Origin of the sequence: Beggiatoa alba B18LD, from assembly GCF_000245015.1 — a bacterium.
In the GTDB taxonomy this organism is placed as follows: Bacteria; Pseudomonadota; Gammaproteobacteria; order Beggiatoales; family Beggiatoaceae; genus Beggiatoa; species Beggiatoa alba.
Genome location: NZ_JH600070.1, coordinates 3,999,369 through 4,012,261 on the forward strand (window position 1 = coordinate 3,999,369; position 12,893 = coordinate 4,012,261).

General features: G+C 43.8%; 12 protein-coding genes. 10 read left to right on the forward strand and 2 right to left on the reverse strand.

Features of this window, described 5'->3' with window-relative positions; genetic code table 11:
* Positions 1-36: 36 nt before the first annotated feature.
* The 6 genes from pip (at position 37) to BEGALDRAFT_RS16510 (ending at position 5,424) form a co-directional block, all read left to right on the forward strand.
* Positions 37-1,029 (forward strand): prolyl aminopeptidase, encoded by a 993-nt coding sequence (pip, locus tag BEGALDRAFT_RS16490; RefSeq protein ID WP_002691976.1) that lies wholly within the window; start codon positions 37-39, stop codon positions 1,027-1,029.
* A gap of 39 nt (positions 1,030-1,068) precedes the next feature.
* A complete protein-coding gene (locus BEGALDRAFT_RS16495; RefSeq protein ID WP_002691978.1) occupies positions 1,069-2,355 on the forward strand; it encodes a nucleotide sugar dehydrogenase in 1,287 nt (428 codons plus the stop codon).
* Entirely contained in the window at positions 2,352-3,044 is a 693-nt protein-coding gene (locus BEGALDRAFT_RS16500) for an RDD family protein (RefSeq protein ID WP_002691980.1), read from the forward strand. The genes BEGALDRAFT_RS16495 and BEGALDRAFT_RS16500 overlap by 4 nt, the downstream gene beginning before the upstream one ends.
* Positions 3,045-3,401: 357 nt before the next feature.
* The gene (locus BEGALDRAFT_RS19630) at positions 3,402-3,524 is read left to right on the forward strand and encodes a hypothetical protein (protein ID WP_269719556.1); all 123 of its coding nucleotides are present in this window, start codon (positions 3,402-3,404) and stop codon (positions 3,522-3,524) included.
* A gap of 2 nt (positions 3,525-3,526) precedes the next feature.
* Positions 3,527-4,537: a vWA domain-containing protein gene (locus BEGALDRAFT_RS16505; RefSeq protein ID WP_002691982.1), complete on the forward strand. Its 1,011-nt coding sequence runs from the start codon at positions 3,527-3,529 to the stop codon at positions 4,535-4,537.
* Between the two features lie 26 nt (positions 4,538-4,563).
* Entirely contained in the window at positions 4,564-5,424 is an 861-nt protein-coding gene (locus BEGALDRAFT_RS16510) for an alpha/beta hydrolase (RefSeq protein ID WP_157237617.1), read from the forward strand.
* A gap of 390 nt (positions 5,425-5,814) precedes the next feature.
* Here the strand turns inward: BEGALDRAFT_RS16510 and rluD are convergent, their stop codons facing one another.
* A complete protein-coding gene (rluD, locus tag BEGALDRAFT_RS16515) occupies positions 5,815-6,810 on the reverse strand; it encodes a 23S rRNA pseudouridine(1911/1915/1917) synthase RluD (protein ID WP_232281993.1) in 996 nt (331 codons plus the stop codon).
* Here rluD and BEGALDRAFT_RS16520 point away from each other — a divergent pair.
* From BEGALDRAFT_RS16520 to BEGALDRAFT_RS16530, 3 genes are all read left to right on the forward strand, one after another.
* Entirely contained in the window at positions 6,809-7,585 is a 777-nt protein-coding gene (locus BEGALDRAFT_RS16520; RefSeq protein ID WP_002691987.1) for an outer membrane protein assembly factor BamD, read from the forward strand. The genes rluD and BEGALDRAFT_RS16520 overlap by 2 nt on opposite strands.
* A gap of 98 nt (positions 7,586-7,683) precedes the next feature.
* Positions 7,684-8,907 carry a response regulator gene (locus BEGALDRAFT_RS16525; RefSeq protein WP_002691989.1) on the forward strand — a complete coding sequence of 408 codons (1,224 nt, stop codon included), beginning with the start codon at positions 7,684-7,686 and terminating at the stop codon, positions 8,905-8,907.
* A 13-nt stretch (positions 8,908-8,920) separates the two neighbouring features.
* Positions 8,921-11,125 carry a primosomal protein N' gene (locus BEGALDRAFT_RS16530; RefSeq protein ID WP_002691991.1) on the forward strand — a complete coding sequence of 735 codons (2,205 nt, stop codon included), beginning with the start codon at positions 8,921-8,923 and terminating at the stop codon, positions 11,123-11,125.
* 31 nt (positions 11,126-11,156) lie between these two features.
* Here BEGALDRAFT_RS16530 and BEGALDRAFT_RS16535 read toward each other — a convergent pair whose 3' ends face one another.
* Complete coding sequence (locus tag BEGALDRAFT_RS16535) at positions 11,157-11,837, reverse strand: TetR/AcrR family transcriptional regulator (RefSeq protein WP_002691993.1); 681 nt, start codon at positions 11,835-11,837, stop codon at positions 11,157-11,159.
* Positions 11,838-11,879: 42 nt separating this feature from the next.
* On the opposite strand from BEGALDRAFT_RS16535, the gene BEGALDRAFT_RS16540 reads away from it, so the two are divergent.
* Positions 11,880-12,869, forward strand: coding sequence for an aldo/keto reductase (locus BEGALDRAFT_RS16540; protein WP_002691995.1), 990 nt, complete (start codon positions 11,880-11,882; stop codon positions 12,867-12,869).
* Positions 12,870-12,893: the final 24 nt, after the last annotated feature.

Genomic DNA, 12,893 nt, shown 5'->3' on the forward strand with positions numbered 1-12,893 from the left:
ATTACTTTCTCCAAATCATTAAGGATATTCAATGTCATGGAAAATATGGATACCCCGAAGTCTTATCCAGCCATAGAACCCTTTGCAACTCATATGCTAGCCGTTGGCGACGGTCATACACTGTATTTGGAAGAAAGTGGACATTTACAAGGAATTCCCGTGATTTTCCTGCATGGGGGGCCCGGTTCTTACTGCAAACCACAACACCGCTGTTTTTTTAACCCACGCCACTATCGCATTATTTTATTTGACCAACGCGGCGCAGGACGTTCCACCCCAGCAGGCAACATTCAGCACAATACAACACAACATTTACTTACCGATATGGAAACCATCCGCCAGTATTTAGGAATTGATAACTGGCTAGTCTTTGGTGGTTCTTGGGGAGCAACCTTAGGATTACTCTACGCATTAACTTACCCCGAACGAGTATTAGGGCTGATACTGCGCGGTACATTTCTCGCCCGCCAACACGATTTAACATGGTTCTATCACCATAACGGCGTTGCTCGCCTCTTTCCCCAATATTGGGAAGCCTTTACAAACTTTAAATTTTTAACTGAAAAATGTGCTTACCCGCCTGTGAAAAAAGGAGAAGTAGCCGATTTACTGTCAACTTACAACTACTTATTACGTGACGACACCCCCCAAGCACACCAAGCCGCGTTAGCATGGTCGAATTGGGAAGGTACTGTTATTAGCATGGCGCAATTTCCCCGCTTAACAGAACCAACGCTTGAACTACTCCATGCTGCCCGCGTTGCCTGTCACTACATCAGCAACAACTGCTTTATTGAAGATAACATCATCTTACAACAAGCCACCGCTCGCCTTGCCCACATACCAACCCAATTAATACACGGTCAACAAGACCTAATCTGTCCTTTAGAAAGTGCCTACCAACTGCATCAAGCCTTGCCCCACAGCCAATTAATGGTTTTACCCAACAGCGGACACCTCTCCAGTGACCCCGCAATGTTTAATGCACTCGTACAAGCGACAGATTCATTCTTACAACAACAAGGCTAAATGCCTATTTACTTAACGTTATAAACTAGAAAAAATCCTATGTCACACAATCGCAAAGTTTCTATAATTGGTTTAGGTTACGTAGGTTTACCTGCTGCGGTTGCCTTTGCTAAATACGGGCGCGTTATCGGCTTCGACATCAATCAACAACGCATTCAAGCCCTACAAGCAGGACACGACCACACCCACGAAGTTGATAACATCGCATTACAACAAGCAGATGTCCTGTTTACCACCGACCCCACCCAACTAAAACAAGCCGACTTTCACATCATCGCCGTCCCTACCCCCGTCGATGAACAAAAACACCCCGATTTACTCCCCGTATTAAAGGCCTCCAAAACCGTTGGGCAACAACTCAAACGTGGCGATATCGTCGTTTATGAATCAACTGTTTACCCTGGTGCGACAGAAGAAACTTGTGTGCCTGTCCTAGAACGCGAATCAGGGCTACGCTGTGGCGTTGATTTCAGTGTCGGCTACTCACCTGAACGCATAAACCCCGGAGATAAAGTTCACACCTTCACCAACATTATGAAAGTTGTCTCAGGCTTTGATACAGACACCTTAGAAATTGTCGCCCAAGTTTACGGCTCAGTCGTCACCGCAGGCGTATATCGTGCTGCCAGCATCAAAATTGCCGAAGCAGCCAAAGTCGTTGAAAATACACAACGCGACGTTAATATTGCCCTAATTAACGAACTCTCCATGATATTCAACCGATTAGGCATAGACACGCACGACGTACTCAAAGCAGCGGGCACAAAATGGAACTTTCTCCCCTTCACCCCTGGACTAGTCGGCGGACACTGCATTGGCGTTGACCCCTACTACTTAGACCACAAAGCCCGCCAAGTGGGCTATAAACCGCAAATTATTCCCGCTAGCCGCTTACTGAACGACAGCATGGGCGTATTCATTGCCGAACAAGCCCTACAACACCTAGAACGCTTAGGCAGTATCGTACAAGCCAGCATCGTCACCGTACTCGGTATATCCTTTAAAGAAAACGTCCCCGACCTACGCAATACCCGCGTTATCGACATTATCCACACCCTACAACAACACGGCGTTATCGTCCAAGTCTATGACCCCTTTGTTGACGCGACCGAAGCACAACACGAACTTGGCATAACCCTATGCAAAGCAGAAGATTTAAAAAAATCAGCCTGCGTTATTCTCGCTGTTGCCCACCAAGATTTCCTAAAACAAGGCTGGGCATGGTTAAGCAGTTTACTAGAGGATAAACGCAGTCTTGTTGTTGATGTTAAAGGTGTTCTCCCAAGAGAAACAATCCCGCCCAATATCCAACTCTGGCGACTATGAACACCCCCCCACTGATTGACACAACCTACATCATTGAAACCCCCGAAGGCGTAGAACTAACCCTACACATTGCGGGGCCAGTAGTACGAGCGATTGCATGGTTTATTGACTTATGCATTCGCCTTCTTATTTACATTCTGCTGGGCAATATGCTGTTGAAATTTGGGAATATTGGTGTGGGTTTGCTATTACTCATGCTTTTTCTCGGTGAATGGTTCTATTACGTACTATTCGAAGTTTATGCAGGCGGGAAAACGCTGGGAAAACGCTTACTGGGTATCAAAGTCATACTAGCTTCAGGCGCGCCCGTTACTTGGTCGGCATCGATGACCCGTAACTTATTACGAGTTGCTGATTTCCTACCGTTTCTTAATGCTCTTGGACTTATCAGCATGATATGTACAAAAAATTTTCAACGACTAGGCGATATAGCTGCACAAACTATCGTCATTTATCAAGATAAACCGATTAAACATAATGCCTTGCCTAATATGCCAGCTTATCATTTATCCTACCCCCTCACCCTAGAAGAACAACAAGCCATTATCAATTTTGCCGAACGAGCGCAAACCTTTTCCCAAGAACGCGCCGACGAACTCGCAAGCATCATTCAACCCCTCATCGCAGACGATAAAAACGCGACTCAAGCGTTATATCAAATCGCCATCGGATTATTGGGGAAAAAATAACCCGTACAGTCTATTTCCTCATGAATAATACTTCCTTATAATTTCAGCATTAAAAACAAGGGGGAAGTATGATGAATGAAGAAAATAAGCGTTTATTACTAGAAAAAATTGCATGTTTAGAAATTAACTTGAGTTCGGCGAGATTTTAAAAAAAGACAAGCATTTGTCTGAATCAGGATTTTCAGAATTAACAGGATTTAAACCCCTTAAACCAAAAAATTAATGCGAATCACGCTTTTTAATTCTGCTAATTCTGTGAATTCTGATTCAGACAAAACAGAAACCTGCTAGGTTTTTAAAACCTATCAGGTTTCTGTTTTATTTTATAAATCTCGCAAACTGGGATTAAATTATAGTTTGACCGATGAAGAAATCTTGCAACGGACAGAATTAACCTATGGCTTTGTCGTTCCCCTTTATCGCCGTTGGATAAAATGGCGACACACGCCCCAACAGGTTAGCGAATACTACGAGAGATAATCATGGATTTCACAAACTTCGAATTTGCTCAACCTTATTGGTTATTCGCCTTGTTTGTGCCTGTTTTGGTGTTTATCAGCTTGCGTTATCGCCATCCTTTATATCGACGTTTGCATTTGTATGCAGACGAGCATTTATTACCGCATCTATTAGTTGGGGAAAATACGCCACTCAACGGCTGGAAAGGTAATTATTTTTTGGTTTGGTCAGTGGTTTGGCTGTGTGGTGTCATTGCTTTAGCACAACCGCGCTGGGATTATGAATTGCAAACTTTATTCAAACCACAAACGCAATTATTAATCGTCTTGGATTTATCCGATTCTATGCATGTCCGCGATTTGCCTCACGCACGGCTTGAGCAGGCAATACAAGAAATTACAGAGTTGTTGGAGACACAAGCAGATATGTCTATCGGGTTATTGGCGTTTGCAGGTATTCCGCATATTATCACGCCTTTAACCGATGATTATCAAACAATTAAGCATTTATTATATGAATTAAAGCCGTCGTTATTACCGATTCAGGGCAGTCGTTTTGCCCCAGCATTGGAACAGGCTTTATTTTTATTGAAAACGACGGCAAATAGTGAGGAAGCTGTACAGCATATTTTATTGATTTCCGATGGGGAATTTGAGCCACAGGATGTCGCGCAAAGTATCAAGTTATTACAAAACAGTCGCGCTTTTTTGCATAGTTTGGCGGTGGGAACGGTTAGCGGTGGGCATATTCCGCAAGAGACTCAGGATAAATGGGTGACTGATGCGCAGGGGAATGTGGTGATTTCGCGCTTACATGAAGAAATTTTACGGCAGTTGGTGCAAGTAGGGCGGGGGATTTATCAAGTAGGAACGTATCAAACCGCAGACACGCAGACAATTTTAAATGTTGTACGCCAACGAATGCAGGATTTTACGGAGCAACAGGCAACGCAGAAAGTATGGCATGAGCGATTTTATTTATTCGTCATTGTGATGTTGTTCTGGGTATTATGGGCTTTTCGTAAAGTGATTTAAGTGGGGTTATGATGCGATTTTATCTTATGTTGTGTTTGTGTTGGCTGTCGTTGACGGTGTCGGCGGAAGTGGTGAAAATTCCTTATCAGCAAATGACCTTAAATGCGTCGTTAGCACTCGCGCCACAAAAGTCGTTAAAAGATGGGGTGGTGTTGATAACGCATGGTACGTTAGGTAGTCGGCAGATGGAGATTATTCAGACCTTACAGGCGTTATTAGTAGAAAAAGGCTTGAATAGTCTGGCGATTAATTTGAGTTATCAGATTGATGACCGTTCAGCAGAATTATTAAGTTGCCAAGTTGAACATCAGCATAAACATCAGGATGCTGTCGGCGAGATAGGCGCGTGGATGCAGTGGCTTATCGGGCAGGGTGTTGATAAGGTTGTGTTATTGGGACATTCTCGGGGTGCGAATCAAAGCGCGTGGTATGCGGTAGAGCATGATGCGGATGTTATTAAAGGCGTTGTTTTAGTTGCGCCGATGTTGTGGCGTGAAGAAGATAGGGCAACTCGTTATCAATCCGTTTATAAAATCGCTTTAGCGGAGGTGTTAGCGCGGGCGAAGCAGGAAAAAATGTTGTCAGATGTTGGCTTTTTGCAGTGTCCAAAGGTAAAAATTAGTGGGGAAAGTTTTTTAGCTTATTATGAGGATGAGCCACGTTTTCATACACCTAATTTGATGCAGGTGTTAAAAAAACCGCAGTTGTTAATCATTGGTTCGGCGGATAAGGTGACTACTGGAATAGAAAGCGATGTGATGCCATTAGTCACGAGTCATGCGGTGCAATTGGTGCGGGTTGACGGGGCTGATCATTTTTTCCGTGATTTGTATGCGGAGGATGTCGCGGACGCGGTGGCTGATTTTGTGAAAGGGGTGTTGAATTAACTTTTTGTAAGAGAAGGCATTAAGCTGTTTGTTAATAACCTGAGTTCCGCGAGATTCTTTTAAAAAGACAAGCATTTGTCTGAATCAGGATTCACAGGATTTTCAGGATTAAAAAGCGTGATTCACCTGACTTTTTGGTTTGAGGGTTTTAAATCCTGTTAATCCTGAAAATCCTGATTCAGACAATGTTTTAATCTTGTCTGGTGAATCCCGATGAAAAACAAGAAAATAATCTCTGCCAATCCATCAAACCTTTTCGCGTGTTCCGACAGACCTGCTAGGTTTTGAAAACCTAGCAGGTCTCTGTTTTATTTTATAAAACTCGCCAAACTCAGGTTAATACCTTTCCTTTTAACGCATTAATAGATTAATCCATTTATTCACTCGACTTTAAGTATGTTCTTTTACATCTTGGCTTAATAAATTTATCAAGTGTTGCATATCCGCAGGGATAGGCACTTGCCACTCCATATATTCATCTTGCGTGGGATGTATTAGCCCTAGTTTTTCCGCGTGTAAGGCTTGGCGTTTAAATTGGCGGAGTGCTTCTTGTAATTCGGGGCTAGAAGCGGGGGGAATATGTAGCCGTCCGCCATAAACAGGGTCGCCGACAAGTGGGTAGTGGACGTGGGAAAGGTGGACACGGATTTGATGGGTGCGTCCTGTTTCTAAAATGGCACGGATAAGGGTGTGGACGCGAAAGCGTTGCATAACGCGGTAGTGTGTGACTGCAGGTTTTCCATGGGCGACAACTGCCATTTTGGTTCTATGCACGGGGTGTCTGTCCATCGGCGCATCTACTGTACCGCCCGCAACCATCATGCCTGTGACAATGGCTTGATATTCGCGTTTAAACTCGCGGGCTTGAAGTTGTTCCACTAGTGATGTGTGGGCAGGTAAACTGCGAGCCACGACTAAAATACCGCTGGTATCTTTATCAATACGGTGGATAATGCCTGCACGGGGGAGTTGTGCCAGTTCTGGCGCGTGGTTTAGCAGGGCATTCACCAGCGTTTTATCGGGGTTGCCTGCACCAGGATGTACAACAACTCCCGCATCTTTATTGACGACGATGATGTCTTTATCTTCATATAAAATTTTTAAGATGGGTAAGTCTTGACCTTCCCAAGTGACTTCTTCCTCGGCTTGGGCAATAATCTCGATGTCTTCTCCGCCTTGTACTTTATCTTTACCGCGTAACGGCATAGCATTGACACGGACGAAACCGTCTTTAATCCATTTTTGTAAACGGGCGCGGGAATAATCGGGAAAGAGTTCGGCAAGGGCTTTGTCTAACCGCCAGCCAGACATTTCTTCGGGGATTTTCGTGCTAAAATGGGCATTCACCATCGTTGATTCATCAACTTTTTTTATGCGATCTGTCATGAAACATTATTTATTAGTGTGGGTTTTGCTTGTTGTGGTTTCTGGGTGTAGTTCTTTTGGTTCTACGAAAGATCCAACAGAGGATTGGACGGTTGAGCAATTGTACAACAATGCAAAGAAAGAATTAGCTGAGGGTAATTATCCCACGTCTATCGAGTATTATGAAAAATTAGAGGCAAGATTCCCTTTTGGCGTGTATGCGCAACAAGCGCAGTTAGATGTAATTTATGCGTATTATAAAGACGATCAAGCAGATGCCGCTATTATCGCCGCAGATAGGTTTATACGCTTATATCCACGTCATCCAAGTGTTGATTATGCTTATTATCTCAAAGGTTTAGTAAACTTTGAACGCGATAGAGGTTTTTTTGATCGGTTTTTACCTATTGATAAAGCGCAACGTGATCAACATGCAACAACAGAATCTTTTCAAAACTTTTCAGAGTTAATTACCCGTTTTCCTGATAGTCCTTATGCAAAAGATGCACAGCAACGGATGATTTATTTACGCAATAATTTAGCCAGTCATGAATTGTATATTGCGAAATATTATATTGTGCGGGGCGCGTATGTTGCAGCGGTTAATCGGGCGAAGCGCGTTGTTGAAAATTATCAGGGCACGCCTGCTGTACCCGATGCATTAGTGTTAATGGCGAAGATTTACAAGGCAATGGGGATGCAAGATTTATCAGATAGTGCGTTAGAAGTGTTAAAGCATAATTACCCAACTCATCAAGGGATTCAAGAAATTGAAGCGTTAACTGTACAAGGGTAAACGACTGTTAACGATTTAACTGCTTGTCTTATTAGTTAAAAATCGCGCGGACTTAATAACGGCTACGACTAGCTACTACAGGATACCTAGAGAATATCGTGCAAAATTACCATTCTACGACATCACTTTCAGTATTGCTTGTTGATGATACAGCAGTTAATCGGTTAGTAGCGGGTAGTATCCTAAAAGAATTAGGGTGTCAGGTTGCTGAGGCTACTAATGGTAAAGAGGCGGTGGAGGCAGTTATTTCTGACACAGATTATGACCTTGTACTTATGGATATTAATATGCCTGTCATGAGTGGTTTAGAAGCCATTCATGTCATTCGCACGGTTGAAAGTAGTGATAGTCACACCACCGTTGTTGCTCTCACCGCAAGCGATGCTGAACGTCAACAGTTAAATAATGTTGGATTTGATGACATTTTGCCTAAGCCTGTTACCGTAGATAATTTAACCACGTTGTTACAAAAACATTTTCCCAGTTTTCAAAAAGCTATCCACACAAACGCAATGCTTGCGCCTGCATCAGCTACTGCACGGGTTGCAAGCACAAGCGTTGATAAATCGCATTACAATATTTTGCTAGTTGAAGACAATCAAGTAAATTGCATTGTTGCCACTAATATGTTGAATGCACTAGGCTATCAAACTGATGTCGTTTATAACGGCTGTGAAGCAGTCACTGCCTGCGCCAATAAACAATATGATTTATTACTCATGGATATTCGAATGCCAACCATGGACGGGACAGAGGCAACTCAATTAATCCGCGAATATCCCAATTATGCAGACACGCCCATTATCGCGGTTACTGCAAATACGTCAGCAACAGACTTAATTTTGTATAAACAAGTGGGAATGAATGAGTGCTTACCAAAACCATTAACAATAGAAACACTTAGAAATATTTTAGATAAATATTTAACTACCACAAAACCTAATCAACCTGAGTTGTTACAACACGATTTTAGTAGTTTCACGATTTTAGACCGACCGTTTTTACAAAAAGTAACCCTAAATAATCCAAAGTTAATGGTTTTACTATTAAAAAAATTTATTACTGAAACGAGTAACCAACTCAATAGTATTGCCTTCGCAACGGTTAATCAAAATCAAGAACTGTTAATCCGTGCCTCACACTCGATTAAAGGGGGAGCACGCAGTATCGGCGCAAATCGATTAGGTGAAGTTGCCGCATATATGGAAACGGATATGATGGAAGGGGTTGTACAAACAGCTGCCGTTTATTTAGACCGTTTAAAAGCAGAATTTGCACAGCTACAAGTAGAAATCCAGCAAGTAATAGAGGATAACACTTAAAGATTTATAAAAAATGTCTAATCCTCCTATTTTACGGCTTGCCTTACCTACGCCCTTACAAAGTCTGTTTGACTACCTCGCCCCCGCTGATTGGCATATCACAGAACAGCACATCGGTACGCGGATTCAAGTCCCTTTTAGAAAACAAGTCTTAATGGGCATTTTGCTAGAAGTTGCAGAAAGCTCCAATATTCCTGCACAAAAATTAAAAACTGCCTTAAATCTTCTCGACAATACCCCTGTTTTAAACCCTGCCGATTTACAACTGATACACTGGGCAAGCCGTTATTATCACTACCCTTTAGGACAAGTGATTGCAAGCGTGCTACCGACTTTACTCAATGCAGGACATCCAACCCGCTTAGACAGTCCACCCAGTGAATACTGGTGCATTACCCCAAAAGGTCAATTTATAGACCCCACCGATTTACCCCGCCAATCTCATCGACAAGCCTACTTACTCAGTTTATTACAAGAAAATCCGCAAGGTCTCAGCGAAACGACTTTAGCCCTAGATTTCCCCAATCCCCGCAAAACCTTACAAGCCCTACAAAAACGCGGTTGGGTAAATCAACAAACCGTTATGCGCGATGCGGACAGCCTAAGCCCCCCGCTCCCACTCAATCCCGCACAAGCACACGCAGTTACCCAAATCAGCCAACACTTAGACCAATTTTATCCCTGCCTACTCGATGGCGTAACAGGAAGCGGAAAAACCGAAGTCTATTTGCAACTGATTCAACAAGTCATACAACAGGGAAAACAAGCCCTAGTCCTTGTTCCAGAAATCAACCTAACCCCCCAAATGCTAGGACGTTTCGAACAACGCTTTAATGTTCCTATTGCCGTTTTACACTCCCGTTTAAGCCCTAAAGAACGCCTATATTCATGGCTACAAGCCCGTGCAGGCACAGCCCCAATCGTCATCGGCACACGCTCAGCTGTTTGGACACCCCTACCCCAACTTGGCATCGTCATTGTCGACGAAGAACACGACCCCTCTTATAAACAACAAGAAGGCTTTTGCTACTCCGCCCGCGATGTCGCCATGATGCGTGCACAATACGCCAAAGTGCCAATATTACTCGGCAGTGCAACCCCTTCGCTTGATAGCCTCTATAACGCACAACAACAACGCTATCAACACCTTATTTTGCCAGAACGCGCAGGGATTGCCGTCCATCCCAGCATTCACCTTGTGGACATGCGCACACAACCACGTCAACAAATCCTTTCTACCGCCTTACAACACTACATCCGCGCTCATCTCGCCAAACAACAACAAATTCTATTATTCATCAACCGACGCGGTTACGCGCCAACCCTACTATGCTTAAATTGCCAATGGACAGCCCACTGTCAACACTGCGATGCCCGCCTAACCTATCACGAAGCCAGCCGATACTTACGCTGTCACCATTGCGGGATAATACAAGCCGCGCCCAAACAATGCCCAGATTGCCAAAGCAATAACTTACAACTACTCGGACAAGGTACAGAACGAGTTGAAGAACAACTGCAACAACTCTTCCCAGAAGCGCGTATTTTACGCATAGACAGCGACAGCACACGGCGCAAACAAGCCATGTTCGACATGCTCGAACAAATTCATCGCGGTGAAGTAGATATTTTGGTAGGGACGCAAATGCTCGCCAAAGGACACCATTTCCCCAATGTGACCCTTGTCGGCATTATCAATATTGACGGCGGATTATTTAGCGTGGACTTTCGCGGGACGGAACGCATGGCACAACTGTTTATCCAAGTCGCAGGACGTGCAGGACGGGCAGAAAATGCGGGCGAAGTTGTCATACAAACCTATCAACCAACACATGAACTACTCAATTGTCTTATCAGCAAAGGCTACCATGCTTTCGCCGATATTGTTTTAAAAGAACGGCAACAAACTGATTACCCACCTTATACCCGTTTGATTTTACTCCGAGCAGACTCAAAAACCACAAGGCTTGCCTTAGACTTTTTACGCACAGTCAAAGACTACGCCCAACAATTAAACATCACAGGCGTAGAACTCTGGGGGCCTGCTCCTGCCCCGATGGAAAAACGCGCCAACTATTACCGCGCCCATCTCCTGCTACAAGCCCAACAACGCAGCACCTTACACTATCTCGTTGAACAACTACAAAACGTTTTACCAAGCCTCGCCACCAAAGATATTCGTTGGGGCATTGATGTTGACCCACTAGATTTGTATTAAACACATTTAATTAAACAACAACGCTTTAAAACTAAACCAACTGATACAACTTTAAAAACATATCCGTAGATTTTTCAATCACTTCCTTTTCCCTTTCAGGGCTAGGCATCGGAATAATACCCAACATCACCGGCCAAAATAACGCCTCTTTCACCATGCCTAAATAATGCATTGACGCTAACTGAATATCCTCAATATCTTTCCCCGTCGACTGCAAATAATCCGCTAACGTTCGCACCAGTGAACGAATCCCACTTTCAGAATACAACGCAGTCAACTCAGGAAAACGCCCCGATTCCCCCATCACCAAACGCAACAACTTAGAAAACTGCTCCGAACGCAACATAACTAAAAACTTATTCGAAAACGTGATTAAATCCTGACGAATATCAGAACCCTCTTGATAAACCATGCAAGGAATATCAAATAAAGACCACGTATTACGCACAATTTCCGAAAACAACGCCTCCTTAGACGGAAAATGATTATAAACCGTGCGTTTAGACACCCCCGCCACTTCTGCAATTTTATCCATACTGACACTGCCATATCCATTATCCAAAAACAACGCCGCCGCCGCGTCAACAATGGCTTGTTTCTTTTTCTGTGTGAGCGTTGCTGATTCCACCTGATTAACCTCTGCAATTGTCGTGATAAAGATAAACCAAATATTGTAACAAGAATTCAACTTGACTTTTACGTCAAAGCGCATAAACTACACCGTACAGTTTACATTTTCAAATGAGCGTCAATCATGGAACACAGAAAACTAGGCAATCAAGGGCTTACCGTCAGTGCATTGGGATTAGGTTGCATGGGAATGAGCGAATTTTACGGCGCGACCAACGACACAGAATCGATACAAGTCATTCAAGCCGCGTTAGATAACGGCATCACCTTACTAGATACTGCCGACATGTACGGCTTTGGACACAATGAAGAACTGGTCGGCAAAGCCATTAAAGGTCGACGCGCGGGAGTTACAATTGCGACGAAATTCGGCATTGTTCGAGAAAAAGACAACCAACGAGCGCGGGGAATTTGTGGTAGTCCTGACTATGTCAAACAAGCCTGCGACGCGAGTTTAAAACGCTTAGGCATAGAAACCATTGATTTATACTATCAACACCGTATCGATACGACCGTTCCCATAGAAGAAACCATCGGCGCGATGGCAGAATTAGTACAAGCGGGCAAAGTGCGCTATATCGGCTTATCTGAAGCCAAAGCGGAAACCATTCGTCGCGCCCATCGCGTGCATCCGCTAACCGCATTACAAACGGAATACTCTTTATGGACACGCGACATAGAAGCCGAAATTTTACCGACTTTACGAGAACTTAAAATTGCTTTAGTCGCTTACAGCCCCTTAGGCAGAGGCTTTTTAACAGGCGCAATTAATACACTCGAAACACTCGCCCCAGATGATTACCGCCGTTATAACCCCCGTTTTGAAGGCGATAATTTTGATAAAAACAAGCAAATGCTCGACGGCGTGACAGAGATTGCTAAACAACTTGGCTGCACAACCGCTCAACTTGCCTTAGCGTGGGTGTTAGCCAAAGGTCAAGACATCGTCCCGATTCCAGGGACTAAACGACAAAAGTATTTAATGGATAATATCAACAGTACAAAAGTGACGTTAACAAACGATGTGATTCAAGCCTTAGAAACCTTAATCCGTCCTGAAAAAGTCCAAGGCACTCGCTACACAGCGGAAATGATGGGGGCGTTGAATAATTAATCTGGATGTTGCAATTTTTTTGAG